Source organism: Microbacterium sp. PI-1 (genome assembly GCF_004337555.1).
In the GTDB taxonomy this organism is placed as follows: Bacteria; Actinomycetota; Actinomycetes; order Actinomycetales; family Microbacteriaceae; genus Microbacterium; species Microbacterium aurugineum.
Map to the genome: position 1 here is coordinate 171,618 of NZ_SJYZ01000002.1, position 20,548 is coordinate 192,165.

The window sequence follows — 20,548 nt, forward strand, 5'->3', positions numbered from 1 at the left end:
GAAAAGCGGGATCAGTTCAGGATATCGGAACGCCAGGACGCAGGCGTTTCCGCACCGAGGGCGGCGAGCGGCGCCCGCGCCTTGATCGCCACCTCGGCGACCTCGGCAGCGGCGATCGAACCCCAGGTGATTCCGCCGCCCGCACCGACCACCGCCTTCTCTCCGTCGAGGAGGATGCTGCGGATGACCATGGCGAGGTCGAGCACCCCGTCCGCGCCGATGTAGCCGAAGCACCCCGCGTACACTCCCCGCGCGCCGCCTTCGAGTTCGTGCAGCCTGGTCATCGCCGAGAGCTTGGGCGCTCCCGTCATACTGCCGGCGGGGAAGGTCGCGTCGAGAAGGGCGCCGACCGTGGCCCCCGGGTCTGCCCTTCCGCTCACGGTGCTCACCAGCTGGTGCACGGCGGGATAGCTCTCGACCGCCCAGAGCCCTTCCACGCGGATCGTCCCGGGCACGCACACCCGCGACAGGTCGTTGCGCATGAGGTCGACGATCATGACGTTCTCCGCACGCTCCTTGCGGTCGCCGGCGAGTTCTGCGGCGAGCGCGGCGTCTTCGAGGGGATCGGCGCTCCGGGGCCTCGTTCCCTTGATGGGGCGCGTCCGGATCACTCCCCCTTCGGCGTGGAGGAACTGTTCCGGACTGGCGCTCAGCAGCGTGTGGTCGCCGATGCGGACGAAACCGCCGTGGTGGGCGGGAGTCGCTCCTCGGAGGCGGTCGTACACGGCGACCGGGTCATGGGTGCCGGGAACGGTGAAGCGTGTGGTCAGGCACAGCTGGTAGGCGATGCCTGCGCGGATGAGGTCACGGCAGCGTTCGATGAGTGCGAGGTATTCGTGTGGGGTGTGCCTGGGCTCCGCAACACGTGGGGCCGCGGCCGCGCCCGCAAAGGATTCCTCACTGCCGGGACGCTCAGCGGCTTCCGTCGCTGCGTGGACCTCGTCCGTCCAGACCTCGAGGTCATCTGCGGAGGAGAGAGCCCAGGTGTGACGGCGTGCATGATCGAAGGCGACGACATGCGTGACGAGCAACCAGGACCCTCCTGGCGTCTCCTCCGGCTGTGCGACCGGTGCGCCGGACGCCGATGCTCCGCTCTCGTAGTCGAGCCAGCCCACCCACCCCCCGGTGAACGGCGGCCGCGACGGGTCGGTCGAAGGGGCGTCGAGAGGCACGTCCCGCGGGAGGCTCGAACGCTTCCCCGTCCCGATGAAGCTCCAGCCTTCCGTCGCCCGCGCGCCGGCATCCAGCCAGAAGACGTCGATGCCCCGCGCCTCGATCATCCGAAACACGGAAGACGGCTCCACCCAGGTGGGAAGCGGATGAGCAGTCAGCGGTTCGGGCACCTTTCCAGCCTAGGACCGGGCTGCTCCCGTATCCTCATGGGGTGGACGACCTCCTGATCTGGCTCCTCGACACCGTGCAGTCGGTCGATCCGGTCGCTCGCACCCTGATCGCCGGACTCGCTGTCATGCTCGAGACGAGCATCCTGATCGGGCTCATCGTTCCCGGTGACACGATCGTGATCATCGCCTCGATGGGGGTGGCGACTCCCCTGGAGGGCATCGCGATGGGCGTCGCGGTCGTGATCGGCGCCTTGATCGGCGAGAGCATCGGATTCTGGCTCGGGCGCTGGCTGGGACCCCACATCCGTGTGTCCTGGCTGGGACGACGGATCGGCGAGCACAACTGGGTGCGCGCCGAGAACTACCTCGAACGCCGCGGCGGCATCGCGATCTTCCTCTCGCGCTTCCTGCCCGTCCTGCATTCGCTGGTGCCCCTGACCGTCGGCATGAGCGAATACCCGTACCGCAAGTTCCTCGCCTGGACGGCACCCGCGTGCGTCCTCTGGGCGACCGCCTACGTGAGCGTCACCTCCCTCGCGGCGGGCAGCTTCCGGGAACTCGTCGACCGCGTGCACTTCGCGGGGTACATCTTCGTCGGTGTGATCGCCGTGTTCCTGCTGCTGATCTACCTCGGCAAGAAGCTGCTGCAGCGGGCTGAGGCCCGTCACCTGAAGGCTCCGGAGACAGAGGCCGACGCCGACGTGAAAGACTGAGGCAATGGCATCCGCTCCCCCGGCGCCCCGGATCCACTGGTTCGCCCGACTCGAACACCGCCTGCATGTCTGGCGTGAAGGTCGCGCGCGCCGTCGTGGCCGCGTCGCGACCATCCTCCCGTTTCCCGGATACGGGGGTCCCGGCTGGGTGCGTGTCGTGGGTCGCGTGCTGATCGTCCCCCCGCAGCGCCGCACACGCGACGGGGAGCCGGCGAGTGTCCGCGGCTGGCGCAGCTTCGTCGGCATCCCGGTGGGTTTCGCCGCGGTGACCGTGCAGATCGGCGACTCCACGCACCAGGTCGTCGCCGATCGTGGCGGGGTGGTCGACTCGACGATCCACGTCGACCTGGAACCGGGTTGGCAGACGTTCACGTTCTCCGTGGAGGCACAGGAGCCCGTGGAGGCACGAGCTTTCGTCGTCGCCGAGGGCACCAGGTTCGGCGTCGTGTCCGATGTCGACGACACCGTGATGGTGACGGCCCTGCCTCGTCCCTTCATCGCTTTCTGGAACTCCTTCGTGCTCGACGAACACGCGCGCCTCCCCGTGCCGGGGATGGCCGTGCTGCTCGACCAGCTGCTGCGACAGCATCCGGGTGCCCCGATGGTGTACCTCTCCACCGGCGCGTGGAACGTCGCCCCGACGCTGTGGCGCTTCCTCGGACGCCATCTCTTCCCCGCGGGTTCCATGCTCCTCACCGACTGGGGACCCACGCACGAGCGCTGGTTCCGCAGCGGGCGCGAGCACAAGCTCACCAACCTGCGACGTCTCGCGACGGAGTTCCCCGATGTCAAGTGGCTCCTGATCGGAGACGACGGACAGCACGACGAGGCGATCTACTCGCAGTTCATGGACGAGCATCCCGATTCCGTCGCCGGGGTGGCCATCCGTCGCCTGCTTCCCGCCGAGGCGGTCCTGGCCGGTGGCCGCGCCGGCCGTGAGCCCCATTCCGAAGACGTCGCCCCCTGGGTGAGCGCCGAAGACGGCGCCGGGCTGCGCGATCTGCTCGGCGAGGCCGGCATCCTGCACTGACATGTCTCTCGCCCGTCAGGACTGGCTGCTCCGTGAAGAGGCGCATCGCGACCGCGCGGATGCCCTCACCGCTGCCCACCGGGATCGTGCGACCAGGGCCGAGAAGCACCCGCTCTGGGATTTCCTGTTCACGTACTACTCCTACAAGCCCGCACAGCTGCGTCGCTGGCATCCCGGAGCGGGTGTCGAGCTGGCCGACGCCGTCGAACGCCTCGACTGGCGCTGGTACTCCCCCGGACGATCTGCGGGGAGCGCTGTGCCCGATGCCTTCGCGTTCGGCCAGGAGAAGGCGGAGCTGGCGGCTCTCATCGAGAAGATGCTCCGCCGCACGGCATCGCGTCCCGGGCAGTTCGGCTGCTTCGGTCTGCACGAGTGGGCGATGGTGTATCGCGCCGAGGAGCACCGCCACGCGGTTCCGCTGCGGCTGGGGCAGGCCGGGACGGATGCCGTGGTCGAGAATCACGAACTCCGCTGCACCCATTTCGACGCCTTCCGCTTCTTCACCCCCGAAGCGGTCCCCCGCAACCGCACCGCGTTGAGCCGCGACGAGCAGCCTCTGTTCGAGCAGCCCGGCTGTCTGCACGCGGGCATGGACCTGTACAAGTGGGCGACGAAGCTCGGTCCCCTGATCCCCGGCGAACTGCTCCTGGATTCGTTCGAACTCGCGCGAGACATCCGACTCCTCGACATGCAAGCGGCACCGTACGATCTCTCCGCGTGGGATGTGGTTCCCGTGCCCATCGAGACACCCGAGGGAAAAGCAGAGTATGTGCGCAGGCAGCGAGTCTTCGCCGAGCGTGGCACCGCCCTCCGCACCGCGCTGCTGAACGCCTGGCTCGGCGACGGAGCACGCGAGGCCGCCTGAGCACCGGTCAGCCCGCCGGCGTGCAATCGTCGCAGACCGCCCACGGTGCCGCGGCCGCAGCGAGCTCCAGCCGCAGTGCGACGACGCGCGTCGCCGCCTCTTCGAGTCGCTCCGCCGGCAGGGTGCCCTTCTCCACCGCCGTGGCGATGCCCGCCGCCATCGCGCCCGCCGTATTCGCATCGGAACCGGCGATCATCAGCACGAGGTCGTTTCCCGCCGCGATCGCGGCCACTCCGTTCGCGACCGGATCCGCATAGGCGGGATCGCCGGATGACAACAGCATTCCGAGATCATCCGTCACCGCGACCCCGTCGAAGCCGAGCTCCTCCCTGGCGATCTCATGCCACTTCGCGGAAAGAGACGCCGGCGATGCGTCGACGGCCGTGTAGGCGAGGTGGCCGTACATCAGGAGGGATGCCCCGGCGTCGATCCCCGCTGCGAAGGGCACCGCCTCGGTCTCGCGCCACTGGTCGAGTCCCATCGTCGTGCTCGGGATCACATGATGCGAGTCGCCGGGCGCTGCACCGTGTCCGGGGAAGTGTTTGAGGGTGGAGGCGACGAACTGCTCCTGGGCGGTGGTCGCGGCGGACACCCGGTCGGCGGCGCTCGCCGGGTCGGTGCCGAGGGCACGTCCGTAGATGAAGGTCCCGGGATCTGCGGTGACGTCGGCGACAGTTCCGAAGTTCACCGTGATCCCCGCGCGCCCGACCAGCGAACCGCGGGCGGTGAACGCCGAGGTCGTCTCGGCGACCGGGAGGTGCTTCAACGACGAGGACGCCGGGTAGTCATCACCGTGCAGGCGCGACACGATGCCACCTTCCTGGTCGACCGCGATCAGCGGAGGCAGCTCGGGATCCACCGTCAGGGCGGTGGTCAGACTCTGCAGTTCGCCCTCGGTCGCCGGAATGTTGGCACCCATGAGGATGAACCCGCCGAGGCCGGACTCCATGTACGAACGGAGCATCGCCGGATCCGTCCCTGCCACATGCCCCATGACCACGGTGGATGCCTGCTCCGCCACCGACATCCCTCGCACGAGCGCGGTCGCGTGGGCGGTCGAGTCACCGGGCTCAGCCGCCGTTGCGGCGACGGTCGGAGTCGTCGTCGGCACAGCGCTCGACGCCGTAGTCGCCGGTGAGACGCAGAGAACCGTGGTCGCGACGATCGCGAGAGCACCGGCGGCCCATCGTCGGGGTCGGGACATGGTGACTTCTCCGCGGCGCCGCCGTGTCAGCAGCCGAGCGCGTCGGCGATGGGCACCGCCGACGCCGGGTCGCCGTTGCCGAAGCGGATCGTCCGCCCGATCGTGCACGGCCCGTGCAGCGATGCGGCGATGACGGCGGCCACATCGGCTCGAGACACCGCACCCCGCCCCGTGGGGTCGATCTGGATCCGTGAGGTCGGTTCGTCGAAGGTGAGCGCGCCCGGTGCGAGGATCGTGCCCTCGAGCCCGCTCGCGCGCAGGTGTTCGTCCGCAGCCCACTTGGCATCGGCGTAGGGGAAGAAGGAGTCGTCCTCGGGAACGCCGTGGTCCGCCGTCGACCCGAGCCACGAGACCATCACATAGCGCCGCACGCCGGCCCGCTCCGCCGCGTTCATGGAGCGCTTCGCGGCATCGCGATCGACCGCGTACGTGCGCTCCGGGGATCCGCCCCCGGCACCGGCGGACCAGACGACCGCGTCGTGACCGCGGATGATCTCGGCGAGTGCCTCGACGTCCATACTCTCGACATCGGCGACCAGCGCTTTCGCCCCGACGGCTTCGACGTCGGCGACATGGGCCGGGTTGCGGATCACCCCCGTCACCTCATCGCCTCGCTCGACGAGCAAGGGAGCGAGCAGGAGGGCGATGCGGCCGTGGCCGCCGAACACGAGGATGCGTGACATGCCCTCACCCTACGCGCCTGAGCTGACGTCGGCTCGGTCCGGAATCGCCGTCCCCGCGATGAGTGCGAGTACTCGCTCCGTCTCGGCGGCATTCCCCACAGTGATCCGGATGCCGGTTCCCAACCGCCGAACCGAGATCGCAGCCTGAGCTGCCCGTGCTTCGAACGCCTCTGCGTCGCGAGCATCGAACCAGACGAAGTTCGACTGGGATTCCAGAGGGGCTTCCCCTGCCGCCGACAGCGCCGCGTGGATCGCGCGTCGCCCCTCGCGAACTTCCGCCACGTGCTCGGCAAGACCCTCGGCGTCTTCGAGAGCGAGCACCGCCGCACGCTCAGCGAGCGCTGTGACTGCGAACGTCGGTCGGATCCGCCACATCGCGTCAGCAAGCAGCGTCGAGACCATCGCGTAGCCGACGCGCAGACCTGCAAGTCCGAAGGCCTTCGAGAAGGTGCGCAGTACTGCGACGTTCGGGTGCGCTTTGAAGGCCGCAAGCCCGTCGAGAGCGGAGGGATCTTCCACGTACTCGGTGTAGGCCTCGTCGATGACGATGAGCACCCCCGGGGGGACACGACCAACGAAGCGAGTGAACTCCTCCTGCCCGATGACGCCACCGGTCGGATTGTTCGGGGTGCACAAGAACACTGCTCTCGTGCGATCCGTGATCGCCTCGGCCATGGCATCGAGGTCGTTCGCCCCGCTGTCCGTCAGCGGAACGGGAACACCAACCGCCCCGGCGACGGACACCAGTATCGGGTATGCCTCAAACGACCGCCACGGGTACACCACCTCCGGTGGCCCAGGCACCGTTTCGTCGCGCCCGTACCCCCGCCATCGCGGAATAAGAGCATCAAGGAGCAATCGCAGGGCTCCGAGACTGCCGCTCTCGGTGACGATCTGTTCGGCAGGTACACCGAGCCGTGACGCGAGGGCCGAACGCAGTTCGGTGTTGACGGGATCCGGGTAGCGGTTGAATCTGACCTCTTCGAGCAGTCGCGCTCGCAGCCCGATGCTCGGTTCCATGCTTCGTTCGTTCGATGAGAGTTTCACGGCGTCGAGGCCCGGCACCGCTGTCGCCGGCTTGCCCGCACGGTACTCGGGCAGGTCGGAGATCTCGGGGCGGGGCTTTGGTTCGCCGATGGCGCTGGTCATGGTGGCTCCTCAAGTGGGGTCGAACATCCGGGGGAATGCGAACTCCGAGGCTCAGTCGTCAGCGCCTGTGATCAGCTCGTCCGGTACGTACTGGGTACGTTTCGCGAGTGGGTAGTAGACCGCTGCGGTGACGACGATCGCGACGATCCAAGAGACGTCAGCCCCACCCATCGCGTTCGCAAGGGGGCCGGTGTAGAGCGCCTGATTCATGAACGGCATCTGTACGGCGACGCCGAGGAAATAGCATCCGATGGCAACCCGATTGAAGGCGCGGTAGGGACCACTCGAATCGTAGAGAGCGGGGATGTTGACACGCTCTTTGGAGATCAGGTAATAGTCGACGAGGTTGATGACACTCCACGGCACGAACACCGAGAGGAGCGCCAGCACGAAATTCCTGAAGGCACCGAGGAATCCGACTTCATTAGCGAGGATCGCGAAGACGACGGCGAGCACGGTGAAACTCACGATGATTCCCGTGCGCACCGATTGCGAAACACGACGCTGCTTGGTCCACGCGGTGAAAATCGTAAGAATGCACATGAACCCGCCGTACGCATTCAGGGAGTTCACGGAGAGCTTGTTCACCACGATGACCACATACATGATGATCGCGATGAGACCGCCTCCGGCGATTTCACCGAGTGTGCCGACCTGGCTGTTGAGGAAGACTCCAGCTCCCACCGAGCCTGCGATCAGCACGCCGAGCGTCATTGCGAGCTGAGCTCCGATGACGGAACCGAGGAAGGTCGTCCAGAACGTCGAAGCCACGGTCGTCTTGCTCGGCAGGTAGCGGGAATAGTCGGCGACGTAGGGTGCGAACGTCATCTGCCAGCCCGCAGCAAGCGCGACGGCGAGCATGAACGATGCACCGCTGAAATCGACTTGACCGAAGGCGCTGGACACGTCGTATCCCAGAAAAAGTCGTATGGCGACGTAGCCGAAACCTACCGCGCCGATCACGGCAGCGATTCGCCCGATCACGTGGATCAGCTTGTATCCGACAACCGCCACGACCGTCGTGAGAGCACCGAAGACGAGCATGCCGATCATCGGGATCTCGAGCCCGAAGATCAGGTTTATCGCTTGCCCGCACAGCACGATGCTCGTGGCCTGGAAGCCCAGATACATCAAAATGGTGAGGAAGAGCGGAAGCGCAGCCCCCTTCACGCCGAACTGAACACGACTCGAGATCATCTGCGGAACCCCGAGACGTGGCCCTTGCGCGGAATGCAGGGCCATCGTGATGCCGCCGATGACGTTTCCGAGGAATAGTCCGATGATCGCGGCCAAGGCTTCGGTTCCGAATGTGACAGCGAGCGCCCCGTCCACGATCGCGGTGATCTGCATATTCACGCCGAACCACAGGCTGAATTGGTTGCTTGGGTTGCCGTGTCTTTCGCTCTCGGGAACTCGTTCGATCGTTCTGATCTCGCGAGTCATGATCCCCGCAGGGGGCGTTTTCGTCGTGCTGATTTCGGTCACCATTGCCCGTTCCTCCGCCTGATTCAGTACAGCCAGACCACACCTTTTTGTGTGACCCGCGCTCCATTTGCTGCAGTATTGCCCACTGCCTGCGACAAATGTCCGATGAGTCACGCGAGATGTCTGGTATCTCAGACGTTCAGGATTTCGGGGTTCCAGACCGAGGAGGTGCTCAACCGCTGGTGACGCGGGCGTCCGACGATCGCAGTGCTCGCTGGACACCCTTCGCGGCCGAGCGACCGGCACGGTTCGCACCGATCGTGCTCGCCGAGGGGCCGTAGCCGACCAGCTGCACGCGGGGATCGACGACAGCGGTCGTGCCTCGCCCGTTCCGGTCGAGCTGGATACCTCCGGCCGCGCTGCGCAGGTGGAGAGGAGCCAGATGAGTGATCGCGGGGCGGAACCCCGTGGCCCACAGGATGACGTCGACCCGCTCGAAACTCCCGTCCGCCCAGCGCACACCGTCGGGTTCGATCCGCTCGAACAGGGGGCGTCGGTCGGCATACGCTCCGAGACGCTCCGCCTCGCGCTCCTGCGGGCGCAGCATGAGCCCGGTGACGCTGACCACGCTCTGCGGAGGAAGCCCGGCCGCGACGCGCTGCTCGACGACGGCGACCGCTGCGGCCCCCGCCTCGGGGGTGAAGTCGTCGTCCCGCCAGACCGGCTCCCGGCGGGTGACCCACAGGGTCTCGGTGATCGGCGCGAGCGCTCCGAGGAACTGCACGGCGGACGCTCCTCCCCCCACCACGAGCACGCGTTTGCCGATGAAGTGCTCCGGCCCCGGATAGTCCACGGTGTGCAGCTGCTCTCCGACGAACGTCTCCATGCCGGGGAAGTGCGGCAGGAACGGGTGCGACCAGGTACCGGTCGCATTCACGAGCGTGCGGCTCGTCCACTCCCCCTCCCGGGCTCGCACGACGAGCACTCCATCCTGGTCTTCCACGCGCTCGACGTGCACCGGGCGGAGCACGGGAAGCGCATGGGTCTTCTCGTATCGGGCGAAGGAGGCGGGCACGGCCTCGTTGGCGCGTGCACCGTCACGCGGCGGCGGAGTGTCGCCCGGGAGCTCCGCGACACCGTGCACGTCACGCATCGTCAGCGCGTCCCATCGGTGCTGCCACGCGCCGCCGGGCCGCTCGTCGGCGTCGAGGACCACGTGCGAGATCCCGAGCCGCGAGAGGTGGAACGATGCCGAGAGACCGGCCTGCCCTGCGCCGATCACCAGACTGTCGAGGATGCTCACGCCGACTTCAACGTCGCGGTCGGTGCGCTTGTTCCTGCACACTCCTCCCGCACACGAGGACGCGCCCGGGATGCTCACCCGGATTGGTGCTCGCGTCGATTCGTGTAGTACTCTTTTCAAGTTGCTCCGGCTGGTTCGGAACAGCGTCTGGGCCTGTGGCGCAGCTGGTAGCGCACCTGCATGGCATGCAGGGGGTCAGGGGTTCGAGTCCCCTCAGGTCCACCGAAAAACCCCCGGTTCTCCGGGGGCTTCTTCCGTTCGCGGAGCCGTCCTAGCGCGCGTCCTCACGACCGTCAACCCGGTTCAGCCCGCGCACGGTCCGTCGTATCGTCGACACATCTCGACGAAAGGATGCGATCATGTCGAACCCGATCATTCCCCCGATTCCGCCGATCCCCGACGACGAGGACCGCGAGGGAGCACCCACCCAGGAAGTCGACGGTGAGCGCATCCTCGACCCGGACGTGGACGACGCGCTCATCGACAGCGCCGAGGCCGACCGCGTCGCCGCCGGAGCCGACGACGACGCCGACGACACCGAGGTCTGACCCGGCGACCGCCTCCCTCCCGGGCGATCACTTACACCTGGGCCCGTAGACTTACTTTCATGGCATCGGTGGCGGCGACGTGGTCCGGAAGGAGCTCATCGAGCGTCTTCCGAGGCGTGCTGTCGGGCGTGCTGCTCGTCGCTGCGATCATCGTCGGGCTCATCGGCATGCACACCCTGAATCTGCACGGAACCGCGGCGGCGGACGCCCCCGCAGCGGCGGCGATCTCGGGGGGGCACCCCGCGTCGATCTCGGGGGAACACCCCGCGTCGGTGCAACACGGGATCATGCAAGCACCCCCGGCCGGGAGCCCCACCGACACGACCCAGATGTCGTGCCCGGCGTGCGGAACCGACGATCACGTCAGCATGGCGATGATGTGCGTCCTCGGGCTCCTCCTCGCCCTCGTGCTCCTCCTCGTGCCGAGCCTGATCCGAGGCTGGCTCCAGCCACTCCTCCAGTCACGATTCCTTCCTTCCTTCCGCGCACAGGCCTTGCCCCGCGCTCCCTCTCTTCACGTTCTCTGCATCAGTCGCACCTGAGCAGTTGTCGAGCCCGCACTCCTCCGCCGGCTCCCGGCTTCTCACCTCGCGCGGCGCCGTCCGGCGCGCGCGCAACGACCATGCATATTGGAGATATCCCATGAAGATTCGTGCTGCGGCAACAGCCGCGCTCACCGTGTCCGCTGCCCTGCTTCTGTCCGGTTGCGGAACCGGCACCGACGACGTTTCCATGCCCGGCATGGATCACGGATCCGCGTCGCCCTCGACCGGCGTCAACGATGCCGACGTCATGTTCGCATCGATGATGGTCGTCCACCACGAGCAGGCGATCGAGATGAGCGACCTCGTGCTCGATGCGGAGGGCGTAGACCCCGCGGTGACCGACCTCGCCGTGCGAATCAAGGCCGCTCAGGGGCCGGAGATCGACCAACTCCAAGGGTGGTTGGGCGAGTGGGGTATCCGCTCGGACGATCGCGACATGAGCGGGATGGACCACGGGGACGGGATGATGAGCGAGGACGACCTCGCTCAGCTGCGCGCCGCCGACGGCCTCGAAGCATCCCGCCTCTTCCTCGAACAGATGATCGTGCACCATGAGGGCGCCGTCGAGATGGCGCAGGTGCAGGTCGAGGACGGAGACGACCCGGAGGCGATCGCACTCGCCGAGGCGATCATCGAGGCCCAGACCGACGAGATCCAGGAGATGAACGACCTCCTGGCCGCTCTCTGATCCCGCTCAGGGGCCGGTGTCGGCGTGCTCCGCTGACACCGGCCCCACCTCGTACGAAGGACTTCATCGTGAATCAGCCTCTCCGCACGACCACGCCTGTTCTCTCCGCCTCGCGCCGACGGAGATGGAAGCCATCCACGGCATTCGCCGCGCTGGCCGTCGCTGCGATCGCGCTTGCCGGATGCGCGGCTTCCCCTTCCCCCACCGATGTCGACTCAGCGGCGCAGGAGATACTCGCCGCGCACGGCCTCACCGGGCTCGAGGTCGGCGACGTCGTCGAGCGACTGGATGCGATGCCCGTCGCGGACCGGCCGGCCGATCTCCTTGCGTCCGTCGAACCGGACGCACTCGTCCTTCGCGATGCGAACGGCCGTGAAGGCCGACTGCCGTTGCCCCGCGACGCGGTGTATATCTCCGTCGCGCCGTTCCGTGATCAGACCCATGAGTGCCACTTCCACAGCCTCACGACGTGCATCGGCGAACTCTCCGACACCGAGGTGCGGATAACCTTGACCGCTGCTGACGGAACAGTGCTCGTCGACGAGACACGGCGCACTCAGGACAACGGCTTCACGGGTCTCTGGGTGCCTCGGGGCATCGAGGCGACGCTGAGCGTCGAGAGCGCGGGCTTCACCGGAGCGGTACCGATCTCCACCACGTCGCCGGATGACCCCACCTGCATCACCGACCTGCAGCTGCTCTGACCCGGAACGTCGCCGGCAGGGTCTTTAGGTCGCCAACAGCGGCGGCTGACGGGGGATGGAGATCGGCCGTGTCGCTCGATTCGAGTCGCCCAACCGTTCGACGTCCTCGAGCACCTCGAACACCGTCCCGTAGCGTGTCGCGAGCGGCAGATCGCGCAACCACGTGACCTCGACTTCGGTCTCGGCGAGTTCGTACACGCACGCCACCACGTGACGCGGATCGTTCGGCGAGTAGCGAAGGTCGTTGATCACCCACTCCGACGCCGTGATGCGGTTGAGCATGAAACGCGGATCCGGCAGTTCAGACATGTAGGCCCTCCAGGACTTCCTCTCTGAAGAGAGTGCGCCACGCTTGCGTGGCGCGGAAGCCCCTTGACACCACACGCCGAGGGTGCCGTCGGCCTACGACCCGGGCTCGGCAGACCCCGCCGAGGCGACCTGAGCCCGCCACCACGGCGTCTCGATGAAACCGCGCTTCATGAAGACCAGCTCCATCGCCGCGTTCCAGCCTCTGACGCCCTTGAGGTGCGCGATGGTCCCGGTGAGGAAGTCGTGCAGCGTCTCGGTGCTCGGCAGGATGATCTCGCAGTAGAGCGAGTTCTCCTCGAGCGCGGCCGCGAGGAATCGCACGGACACGTGCTGCGCCAGAGTCTGCGCCACGGAAGCGATCCGCGACGGCTCGACCCGCAGGATCAGCAGGGTCTCCGCGCTCATGCCCAACGCCGACGCCGGCACCATGGTCACCGTGGTCAGGCACCCGGCGTTGCGCATGCGCTCATAGCGACGGCGCACACTGCTCTCGTTCATGTCGAGCGTGTCGCCGATCGACTGGAACGACGCGCGTCCGTTGTGGCGAAGCTCCTCCACGATGGCACGATCGGCATCGTCGAAGTGCGTGGGATCACACGTGTTCGGCGCCGGCATGTACGACTGCGGGTCGCTCGCGGCTTCGGCATGGGCGTCGTAGAGCTGTCGCCCCCAGTCGAAGCTCACCTTGTAGGTGTGCACGACCAGGTCGCTGCGCCAGCGTTCGACTCCCGGAATGGCCTGCAGATCCGTGAGCACGTGTGCATAGGTCGCCGAGTCGCCGGGGATGACGACCTCCGCGAAGACGTCGAACTTTCCGGTGACCAGGGTCACGAACCGCACGTACGGCGAGCCGATCAGCGCCTGCGCGACGGTCAGCTGCGATCCGGGCGTGCAATTGATGCGCACGAAGAAGGTCTCGACGTGCCCTTCGCTGCCCAGCGTCGGCACGATGCCCACCCGGACCAGCCCTTCGGCGAGCAGTTGCTGTCCGCGACGGGTCACGGTGGAGACGGGGGCACCCGCGAACTCCGCGATCGACGTCCAACTCGCCCGGCCGTCCTGCTGCAGAGCGACGACGATCCGTCGATCGAGATCGCTCACTTCTCTCGTCAGGTGAACGCTGCTCATCGGGTCGGCGGGTACACCCGGTGCAGGAACGAGCGCACGGTCTTCGTCCACGCCTCTGCCTCCTCGATCTGCGGGGAGTGCCCCGATTTCTCGAACACCACCATCTCGGAGTCCGGGATGAGATCGGCGATCGTCTGGCTACACGATACTGGCGTGATCCAGTCCGTCCGCCCCACCGTGATGAGTGTCGGCACACCGATCTCCGGCAGCCGCGGCTTGATATCGTAGTTCGGGAGGTTCACCGAGAAGGCGTAGTTGTGCGCGCGATAGCGATACGGCGTAGCCCGCACTTTGCGTTCGGTGGCCTCGGGGTCGTAGACGAAGTCGTACAACGGGAGGATCTCGCGCCAGCAGTCCTTCAGGTCCTCGTCGTCGTACACCTGCCCGACGTCGATGCGGTCGAACTTCTCCATGTCGATCGTGACGCGGTCAGAGGCCAAGGCGTTCTCGCGCGCGAGGTGCGCGTTGGAGTTGTCGGGCGACGTGTCGCGCAGCACGATCGCGGCCACGCGCTCCGGATACCGCAGGGCGTATTCCATCGCCATGAACCCACCGTAGGAGCCACCCGCCATCACGATCTTCTCGGCACCGATCCACTCCCGCAGCCCGTCGATGTCCGCAGCCCACTGTTCATGGCTGTAGATCCCCTCGCCCTCGCTCACCCCGCTGCCGCGTGCATCGAACACCACGACGCGGTACTCGTCGGCGAGGCGGCCGAAGCTGGCGCGCGGTTCGGCGCGCGATCCGAGCCCCGGTGCGCCGTGATGGGTGATGATGACCGGCGCACCCTCTGGGCCGAGTACCTCGACGGCCAGGTGGTTTCCGTTGATCTCGACCCATTCGTGGTCACTGGTGGCTGCGGCGAACTCCGGGGACACCGGCGGGGTGGTCGTCATGGTTCTCTGTCTCTCTTTTCGAAATCCGGGCGTCAGAGCGCGATGGTGCAGTCGTCGAGGCTGCGGGGGAAGGAAGTCAACGGCTCGGCACCGGTGTCGGTCACGAGCATGCTGTCGCTGATGCGGTACCCGGCATGCCCCGGAACGTAGATGCCGGGCTCATTCGAGACGACCATGCCCGCTTCCAACAGCGTGGGATCGCCGTCCTCCAACCACGGAGCCTCGTGCATGCCGAGGCCGATTCCGTGTCCCTGGCGGTGGCGGATGAACTCGCCCAGACCCGCATCGCGGATCACGTCGAGGCACAGCCGGTTCGCCTCACTGCATTCGAGCCCGGCGCGGATGGTCTCGCGTCCACGCAACTGGGCCGCATGGATCGTGTCGTGATAGCGGCGTTGCTCCGCTGTGGGCTCGCCCAGCACGAAGGTGCGCTCGCCTTCGATGAAGCGACCACCGACTGCGCATCCCAGCGACAGCATGAAGGTGTCGCCGGCTTTGAGGCGGTTGACCGACGGAAGACCGTGGGGGAACGCGGAGTTCGCGCCCGAATAGACGAGCCCACCGGCGAGCAGCGAGGCCACCACCACGTTGTGATGCTCGGCGTACATGATGCCCGTGCCTGCCGCGGTGACGTGACGTTCGAGCTCAGCCTCGGTCGGCAGGTCTCCCCCGGCGCCGATGGCCTCCGTCACCAGCGCCACACCGGCGTCGAGCATCCGATCGGTGATGCGAGCGGCCTCGCGGTGCAGCACGACTTCTTCGGGGAACTTCACGAAGCGGGTGCGGGTGACCAGGTCCGACCCGACGAGGTCTGCACCGGGCATCGCTTCCCGTGCAGCCACGAGTCGTGAATACGGCATGGTGGAGGTGAATCCCACCATGCCCCGCGGTGTGACCGCACGGGCCAGCACCTCGAACGGTGCGACGACTCCGGGGAACTCGAAGAACGAGACCAGCTCCGCCCGGGAGGACTGGGACTGGGCGTACTCGCGCTCGAGCTCCGGCAGCAGCATGACGACCCTGCCCGTCGCTTCGAGCCAGACCGCCACGGGGCGCTCGGACGGGTGGTGGAAGAAGCCGGTGAGGTACGCGATGTCCTCCGGGCTGTCGGTGAGGAACGCGTCGAAGCCTTCCTCGGCCATGCGCTCGCGCACGCGTGTCTGCACACGGTCGAAGAACTCGGGTGCGAGTCGCTGGTCGAACTCGGTCATCACAGGCTCCTATCGGGCGAGGTGGCGCGGGTTGCGCGCGTCGTTGTAGGCGATCGAGAGCAGCGTGGCCGAGAGCACCAGGATCAGGATCGCGATCGAGGGGAAGAGCGTCAGCCACCAGGCGCTCACCATGGCACCGGCCTGCTGTGCTTCGTAGAGGATGCGCCCCCAGGACCAGGTGGTCGGATCCCCGAGGCCCAGGAAGGCGAGTCCCGCCGCCGAGAGCACCGCCCGCGACGCCGTCACGACCACCGAGACCACCACCACCGGTGTCACGGCGGGGAGGATGTGCTTCGTGATGATCCAGACCGGCGAGGTGGTCATCAGGCGCGAGGCATCGACGTAGGGCAGCCCGACGACGGTCAGCGCCTGTGAACGCACGAGTCGGGTCACTTCCGGCCACGAGAACGCCGCGACGACGAAGATGATCGTCGACGTGCTCGGCCCCACGAGCGCGGCGATGAGGATCATGAGCGGCAGCACGGGCAGCGAGAGCGTCATGTCGACGATCACGCTGATGACACTGTCGAGCTTGCGGAAGTAGGCGCCGAGCACCGCGATGATCGTGCCGAAGACGATGGCGATCAGTGAGGCGGCGACCGCGACGAGCACGCTCTGCTGCGTGCCCCAGATCACTTCGGAGAACACGTCGCGCCCGAGGGCGTCGGTGCCGAACCAATGGTCGCCGCTCGGCGGCCGCAGCACGTCGGGGCCGTAGCTGGCCGGATAGGGCGCGATCAGCGGAGCAGCGAGCGCGACGATGACGAGCAGGATCAGAAGGCCGAGCGAGATCATCCCGAGCGGGTCACGGCGGAACGCGCGCCAGGTGTGCGCGCTCGCCCGTTCGCTGCCCGTGGCGGTCGGTTCACTCGGTGCGAGGGTCTCGGAGGAGGGCATCGGAGCGGTCATGAGGTCTTCACTCTCGGGTCCAGGTAGCCGTAGATGATGTCGGTGATCGTGTTCGCGACCACGACGGTGATGGCGAGCATGAGGAAGGCCCCTTGCAGCACGGGGAAGTCGAGCTGGGTGACCGCCTCGTAGATGCCACGGCCGATACCGGGGTAGGCGAAGACGGTCTCGGTGAGCACCGCGCCCCCGACCAGGAATCCGAGCTGCAGGCCGATCAGCGTGGTCGTGGGAAGCAGCGCATTGCGCAGCGCGTGCTTCCAGAGAATGCGGCTGCCGCGGATGCCGTTCGCCTTGGCCAGGAGGATGTAGTCCTCCCCGAGGGTCTCGATGAGCGTCGACCGCATGGTGAGCACGTAGGAGCCGACTTGGATGAGCATGAGTGACACAGCGGGGAGGACGAGGTGCTGCGCGACGCTGAGGTACCAATCGAACCCGTAGGTGTTGTTGGTGTAGGCACCGCCGATCGGGAACCAGCCGAGGTTCAGCCCGAACACGAACAGCAGGAGGATCGCGACACTGGGGACGAACAGCGACTGTCCCGTGACCCCGACGACCTGCACGGCCCTGTCGATGAACCGTCCCTTGTGGGAGGCGGCGGCGACACCGAGCGGCACGCCGATGACGATGGTGAGCACCAAGGCTGTGACGGTCAGGAGCAGCGTCCACGGCAGCCGTTGCAGGAGCACGTCGGTCACCGGGATCGACTGCGTGAACGAGATTCCGAGGTTGCCCTGCAACAGCTGCCACATGTAGAGCCCGTACTGCACGATCAGGGGCTGGTCCAGCCCGTACTGCTCGAGGATGGTCGCCCGGATGTCGTCCGTCATGTTCGGGCTCGCCAGCGCCAGCGCCGGGTCGCCGGGGAGCAGACGCAGGAGCAGGAACGTCACGGTCACGGCGAACCAGATCGTGAGCAGACCTCGACCTGCGCGACGGAGAATGAACGATGCTCGGGACACCCGGGCGACCTTCCTCGAGAGTGCAGTGGTGGTTACTCGACCGGGTACGCGCTCGCGAGCGAGAGCGGGTTCACGATCGAGAGCAGTTCGCTCGGCTTCGAGATGAAGCCGGCCCATTCATCGCTGGCCGCGAAGAACAGATTCTGCGTGTACATGATGTTGTCGTAGACCTGCTCGTGCACGATCTTGTTCGCCTCGCGCATGATCGAGATCTTCTCGTCTTCATCGAAGGTGACCATGCCCTCCTCGATCAGCGCGTTGAGGTCGGGGTCGTCCACGTGGGTGTAGTTGATCGCTCCGCCGGGGAGATACGAGAGCGCGAAGTTCGTCACCGGGTCGTCCATGATGGCGAAGTTGCCCGCATAGATGTCGTAGTCCCCCTCATTGGTCATCGAGAGGTAGGTGTTGCGCTCCGTGCCCTGCAGCTCGATCGTGATGCCGGCTTCCGCCGCGCTGTCCTTCACCATCTGCGCCCACTGGCTGGTCACGCTGTCCTGCAGCGAGTAGATCAGCCGGAACGAGAGGGGGAACTTGCCGCTCGCGTCCGCCGTGTAGCCGGCCTTCTCCATGAGGGAGCGTGACTTCTCGGGATCGAACTCGTACTCCTTCACCGAGTCGTCGTAGTACTTCGCGAGCACCGGCATCAGCGCACTCGAACCCGTCGAGACGGCCTGCCCCTGGAGCACCACGGTGCGGATCGCGTCGTAGTCGACCGCGTGGGCGAGCGCCTGGCGCACCTCGGTCTTCGCGAGATCGGGCTTGTCCATGTTGTAGACCAGGTGGGCGTACCCGAGTCCCGGCGCCTCGATGACCTGCAGGCCGTCGGTGCTGCTGAGCTGTTCGACCTGCGCCGGCGGCAACGCGTTCGCGATCACGTCGATCTCGCCGCTCTGCAGCGCCAGGATCTCGGTGTTCACGTCGGGATACACGCGGTACACGACCTCTGCGGGTCCGGGCACTCCGCCCTCGACGAGCGGATAGTCCTCCACGCGCTCCAGGGTGTAGTGCTGGCCGACCTGGAAGTCGCTCATGATGAAGGGCCCCATGCCGACCCAGCCGCCGTCGCTGCCGTCGTTCGCGAACTCCGCGATCGACCCCTGCGGCTCGAACACGTGCTGCGGAACGACGACACCCCAGAACCCGATCTCCTCGATGATCGACGAGTCCGGCTGGGTGAGCGAGAGCTCGACCCTCGTGTCCGATACGGCGGTCGCGGTGTCGAGGTTGCCCAGCTGTCCGTAGAACGTGCCGGGTGCCTGGTCGCGCTTGACGGCGTTGAGCGTCCACGCGACATCCTCGGCGGTCAGGGGCTCGCCGTCGCTCCAGGTCAGGTCGTCGCGGATCTCGTAGAAGCCGGTGGTGTCATCCACGTAGCCCCAGTCGGTGGCGACATGCGCTTCCTTGGTGCCGTCGTCACTGATGCTCAGCAGATGCGGATACATCAGGTTCGTGATCCACGAGTCCGTGCGGCTGTTGCCGAGGACCGGATTGAAGTTCACGACGTCCGTCGTCGTGCCGATGCTGATCGTCTCCTCGCTGGGGCCGGAGGAGCCGGACGACTCCCCCGGTTCCGGCGCAGACGGGGCGCACGCGGCGAGACCGACGGCGAGAGCCGCGGCCGCACCGAGGGCGAGGAACTTGCTGTACTTCATCAGACCCAGACCTCCTCGAGTACGCGCAGGGTGTTCCCTCCGACGACGGCGCGAATCTCGTCGTCGGAGTAGTCGTGCTTCACGAGCCAGCCGATGATGTTGTAGAAGGCCTCGGCCGGGTTCTCGATGCCGTCGACGTACGGCTGCTTCTCGTAGTCGACGTTGGCGTGCGCCTGTCCGAGCGACAGGTTCGACGAGAACGCGTCGTGCAGGCCCACGTGATCGCCGAACAGCGTGTCGGGACCGAAGCTGACGTGCTCGAGGCCCACCAGGTCGACGCAGTACTGGAAGTGATCCATGACCGACTCCAGCGAGTGCCGCGGGTGCTGGGGCGAGATCGTCGTGTGCGGGGCCGCCTCGATACCGATCACGCCGCCGCGCTTCGCGCACTCGATGATCGTCTCATCGGTCTTCATGCGGTTCGTCGGCCACAGCCCGCGCGCACCGGCATGTGTGATGAACACCGGCTTGGTGGAGTGGGCGATCACGTCGAGGCACGTCTGGTCTCCGGAGTGGGAGATGTCGATCGCGATGCCGAGCTTGTTCATCCGCTCGACGGCGCGCTCGCCGAAGTACGTCAGACCGCCGTCGCCGCGCTCCTTGAGCCCACCGCCGAGCATGTTCGCCTCGGAATAGGCGATGCCCATCTGACGCACGCCGAAGCCGTAGAGGACGTCGAGGCGGTCGACCTCGTTCTCGATCATCGTCGAGGCCTCGAGAGCGAAGATGTGTGCGACACGGCCGGTCTCAGCGGCGTGGCGGATGTCCTTGATCGACTCGGCCTTGATCACGAAGTCCTGGTGCGCGAGGTCGGCCATGCGCACACCGAGGTCGAACAGCACGTCCTGGTACTTCCATCCGGCGTCACTGGAGATGCAGCAGGTGCCGTCCATGCCGTTGTCGAACACGGCCGTGAGACCCGAGCGGGCCAGGCCCTGGTAGGCGGTGGGTTCGCGGCCCTGGCGGATGTGGTCGCGCAGCTCGCCCATGTCCTCGGGGAACACCTGCACATGCTCGTGCAGGGAGATCACGGTCTCCTCGCGGAGCAGACGCTCGGTGCGTTCCTGCTGGGCGTCGCTCAGCCCGAGGTCATACGCCGGCACGCGGCCGATCTGCGGGGCGTAGCGGAACTCGCGGTAGTCCTTGCCGGCTTCGAGATAGTCGTACGCGGTGTAGCCGGTATACCGGCCAGCTTGTTCGAGCACGAATGCGCTCCTTCGGTTCGATGATGCGGGTGCCACTCCCGATCGACGAGCGGGAGATTCCTCGAATCTGGAGGAATTC

At 66.8% G+C, this 20,548-nt stretch carries 21 protein-coding genes and 1 tRNA gene; 8 read left to right on the top strand and 14 right to left on the bottom strand.

Translation table 11 applies throughout. The annotated features are described in order from the left end of the window. Positions 1 to 11: 11 nt before the first annotated feature. Positions 12 to 1,343 carry an anthranilate synthase component I family protein gene (locus E0W80_RS02750; RefSeq protein WP_240740440.1) on the bottom strand — a complete coding sequence of 444 codons (1,332 nt, stop codon included), beginning with the start codon at positions 1,341 to 1,343 and terminating at the stop codon, positions 12 to 14. Between the two features lie 41 nt (positions 1,344 to 1,384). Here E0W80_RS02750 and E0W80_RS02755 point away from each other — a divergent pair, with 41 nt between their 5' ends. From E0W80_RS02755 to E0W80_RS02765, 3 genes are read left to right on the top strand one after another with little or no spacing between them, the layout of a single operon-like run. Next, complete coding sequence (locus E0W80_RS02755) at positions 1,385 to 2,056, top strand: DedA family protein (RefSeq protein ID WP_047519906.1); 672 nt, start codon at positions 1,385 to 1,387, stop codon at positions 2,054 to 2,056. A 4-nt stretch (positions 2,057 to 2,060) separates the two neighbouring features. Continuing rightward, the gene (locus E0W80_RS02760) at positions 2,061 to 3,086 is read left to right on the top strand and encodes a phosphatase domain-containing protein (RefSeq protein ID WP_131491208.1); all 1,026 of its coding nucleotides are present in this window, start codon (positions 2,061 to 2,063) and stop codon (positions 3,084 to 3,086) included. A 1-nt stretch (position 3,087) separates the two neighbouring features. Beyond that, the gene (locus E0W80_RS02765; RefSeq protein ID WP_131491209.1) at positions 3,088 to 3,951 is read left to right on the top strand and encodes a 3-methyladenine DNA glycosylase; all 864 of its coding nucleotides are present in this window, start codon (positions 3,088 to 3,090) and stop codon (positions 3,949 to 3,951) included. Between the two features lie 7 nt (positions 3,952 to 3,958). Here E0W80_RS02765 and E0W80_RS02770 read toward each other — a convergent pair whose 3' ends face one another. The 5 genes from E0W80_RS02770 to E0W80_RS02790 form a co-directional block, all read right to left on the bottom strand. Continuing rightward, positions 3,959 to 5,155 carry a glycoside hydrolase family 3 N-terminal domain-containing protein gene (locus tag E0W80_RS02770; RefSeq protein WP_240740441.1) on the bottom strand — a complete coding sequence of 399 codons (1,197 nt, stop codon included), beginning with the start codon at positions 5,153 to 5,155 and terminating at the stop codon, positions 3,959 to 3,961. 26 nt (positions 5,156 to 5,181) lie between these two features. After that, a complete protein-coding gene (locus E0W80_RS02775) occupies positions 5,182 to 5,838 on the bottom strand; it encodes an SDR family oxidoreductase (RefSeq protein WP_131491210.1) in 657 nt (218 codons plus the stop codon). Positions 5,839 to 5,847: 9 nt separating this feature from the next. Further along, positions 5,848 to 6,987, bottom strand: coding sequence for an aminotransferase class I/II-fold pyridoxal phosphate-dependent enzyme (locus E0W80_RS02780; RefSeq protein ID WP_131491211.1), 1,140 nt, complete (start codon positions 6,985 to 6,987; stop codon positions 5,848 to 5,850). Between the two features lie 51 nt (positions 6,988 to 7,038). Further along, positions 7,039 to 8,475 (bottom strand): cytosine permease, encoded by a 1,437-nt coding sequence (locus E0W80_RS02785; protein ID WP_131491212.1) that lies wholly within the window; start codon positions 8,473 to 8,475, stop codon positions 7,039 to 7,041. A gap of 169 nt (positions 8,476 to 8,644) precedes the next feature. After that, entirely contained in the window at positions 8,645 to 9,715 is a 1,071-nt protein-coding gene (locus E0W80_RS02790) for an NAD(P)-binding domain-containing protein (protein ID WP_131491213.1), read from the bottom strand. A 149-nt stretch (positions 9,716 to 9,864) separates the two neighbouring features. On the opposite strand from E0W80_RS02790, the gene E0W80_RS02795 reads away from it, so the two are divergent. From E0W80_RS02795 to E0W80_RS02815, 5 genes are all read left to right on the top strand, one after another. Continuing rightward, positions 9,865 to 9,937 (top strand) — tRNA-Ala (locus E0W80_RS02795). Between the two features lie 137 nt (positions 9,938 to 10,074). Then, complete coding sequence (locus E0W80_RS02800) at positions 10,075 to 10,263, top strand: hypothetical protein (protein WP_131491214.1); 189 nt, start codon at positions 10,075 to 10,077, stop codon at positions 10,261 to 10,263. Positions 10,264 to 10,322: 59 nt separating this feature from the next. Next, on the top strand, positions 10,323 to 10,805 hold the full coding sequence (locus E0W80_RS02805; RefSeq protein WP_131491215.1) for a DUF6153 family protein: 483 nt from the start codon (positions 10,323 to 10,325) through the stop codon (positions 10,803 to 10,805). Positions 10,806 to 10,905: 100 nt separating this feature from the next. Then, positions 10,906 to 11,496 (top strand): DUF305 domain-containing protein, encoded by a 591-nt coding sequence (locus tag E0W80_RS02810; protein WP_131491216.1) that lies wholly within the window; start codon positions 10,906 to 10,908, stop codon positions 11,494 to 11,496. Positions 11,497 to 11,564: 68 nt separating this feature from the next. Then, on the top strand, positions 11,565 to 12,200 hold the full coding sequence (locus E0W80_RS02815) for a CueP family metal-binding protein (RefSeq protein WP_194239254.1): 636 nt from the start codon (positions 11,565 to 11,567) through the stop codon (positions 12,198 to 12,200). A gap of 24 nt (positions 12,201 to 12,224) precedes the next feature. Here E0W80_RS02815 and E0W80_RS02820 read toward each other — a convergent pair whose 3' ends face one another. The 8 genes from E0W80_RS02820 to E0W80_RS02855 all read right to left on the bottom strand — a co-directional run bounded on the left by E0W80_RS02820 (position 12,225) and on the right by E0W80_RS02855 (position 20,469). Then, entirely contained in the window at positions 12,225 to 12,509 is a 285-nt protein-coding gene (locus E0W80_RS02820; protein ID WP_131491217.1) for a hypothetical protein, read from the bottom strand. A gap of 93 nt (positions 12,510 to 12,602) precedes the next feature. Further along, positions 12,603 to 13,610, bottom strand: a complete 1,008-nt coding sequence (locus E0W80_RS02825) for an Lrp/AsnC family transcriptional regulator (RefSeq protein WP_227991675.1) — start codon at positions 13,608 to 13,610, stop codon at positions 12,603 to 12,605. A 23-nt stretch (positions 13,611 to 13,633) separates the two neighbouring features. Beyond that, a complete protein-coding gene (locus E0W80_RS02830; protein ID WP_131491219.1) occupies positions 13,634 to 14,533 on the bottom strand; it encodes an alpha/beta hydrolase in 900 nt (299 codons plus the stop codon). A gap of 32 nt (positions 14,534 to 14,565) precedes the next feature. Beyond that, positions 14,566 to 15,744: a Xaa-Pro peptidase family protein gene (locus E0W80_RS02835; protein ID WP_131491220.1), complete on the bottom strand. Its 1,179-nt coding sequence runs from the start codon at positions 15,742 to 15,744 to the stop codon at positions 14,566 to 14,568. 9 nt (positions 15,745 to 15,753) lie between these two features. Further along, positions 15,754 to 16,653 carry an ABC transporter permease gene (locus E0W80_RS02840; protein ID WP_194239255.1) on the bottom strand — a complete coding sequence of 300 codons (900 nt, stop codon included), beginning with the start codon at positions 16,651 to 16,653 and terminating at the stop codon, positions 15,754 to 15,756. Continuing rightward, positions 16,650 to 17,612, bottom strand: a complete 963-nt coding sequence (locus E0W80_RS02845; protein ID WP_131491221.1) for an ABC transporter permease — start codon at positions 17,610 to 17,612, stop codon at positions 16,650 to 16,652. The genes E0W80_RS02840 and E0W80_RS02845 overlap by 4 nt, the downstream gene beginning before the upstream one ends. A gap of 32 nt (positions 17,613 to 17,644) precedes the next feature. Then, complete coding sequence (locus E0W80_RS02850) at positions 17,645 to 19,264, bottom strand: ABC transporter substrate-binding protein (protein WP_047519886.1); 1,620 nt, start codon at positions 19,262 to 19,264, stop codon at positions 17,645 to 17,647. After that, entirely contained in the window at positions 19,264 to 20,469 is a 1,206-nt protein-coding gene (locus tag E0W80_RS02855) for a membrane dipeptidase (protein WP_131491222.1), read from the bottom strand. Before E0W80_RS02855 ends, E0W80_RS02850 begins: the two co-directional genes overlap by 1 nt. Between the last annotated feature and the right edge of the window lie 79 nt (positions 20,470 to 20,548).

What these genes read in the sequence shown, in the direction of transcription:
- E0W80_RS02785 (WP_131491212.1), bottom strand. Translation starts at nt 8,475, where the DNA reads ATGGTGACCGAAATCAGCACGACGAAAACGCCCCCTGCGGGGATCATG.
- E0W80_RS02760 (WP_131491208.1), top strand. Translation starts at nt 2,061, where the DNA reads ATGGCATCCGCTCCCCCGGCGCCCCGGATCCACTGGTTCGCCCGACTC.
- E0W80_RS02800 (WP_131491214.1), top strand. Translation starts at nt 10,075, where the DNA reads ATGTCGAACCCGATCATTCCCCCGATTCCGCCGATCCCCGACGACGAG.
- E0W80_RS02835 (WP_131491220.1), bottom strand. Translation starts at nt 15,744, where the DNA reads ATGACCGAGTTCGACCAGCGACTCGCACCCGAGTTCTTCGACCGTGTG.
- E0W80_RS02770 (WP_240740441.1), bottom strand. Translation starts at nt 5,155, where the DNA reads ATGTCCCGACCCCGACGATGGGCCGCCGGTGCTCTCGCGATCGTCGCG.
- E0W80_RS02810 (WP_131491216.1), top strand. Translation starts at nt 10,906, where the DNA reads ATGAAGATTCGTGCTGCGGCAACAGCCGCGCTCACCGTGTCCGCTGCC.
- E0W80_RS02820 (WP_131491217.1), bottom strand. Translation starts at nt 12,509, where the DNA reads ATGTCTGAACTGCCGGATCCGCGTTTCATGCTCAACCGCATCACGGCG.
- E0W80_RS02830 (WP_131491219.1), bottom strand. Translation starts at nt 14,533, where the DNA reads ATGACGACCACCCCGCCGGTGTCCCCGGAGTTCGCCGCAGCCACCAGT.
- E0W80_RS02780 (WP_131491211.1), bottom strand. Translation starts at nt 6,987, where the DNA reads ATGACCAGCGCCATCGGCGAACCAAAGCCCCGCCCCGAGATCTCCGAC.
- E0W80_RS02805 (WP_131491215.1), top strand. Translation starts at nt 10,323, where the DNA reads ATGGCATCGGTGGCGGCGACGTGGTCCGGAAGGAGCTCATCGAGCGTC.
- E0W80_RS02840 (WP_194239255.1), bottom strand. Translation starts at nt 16,653, where the DNA reads ATGACCGCTCCGATGCCCTCCTCCGAGACCCTCGCACCGAGTGAACCG.
- E0W80_RS02775 (WP_131491210.1), bottom strand. Translation starts at nt 5,838, where the DNA reads ATGTCACGCATCCTCGTGTTCGGCGGCCACGGCCGCATCGCCCTCCTG.
- E0W80_RS02850 (WP_047519886.1), bottom strand. Translation starts at nt 19,264, where the DNA reads ATGAAGTACAGCAAGTTCCTCGCCCTCGGTGCGGCCGCGGCTCTCGCC.
- E0W80_RS02765 (WP_131491209.1), top strand. Translation starts at nt 3,088, where the DNA reads ATGTCTCTCGCCCGTCAGGACTGGCTGCTCCGTGAAGAGGCGCATCGC.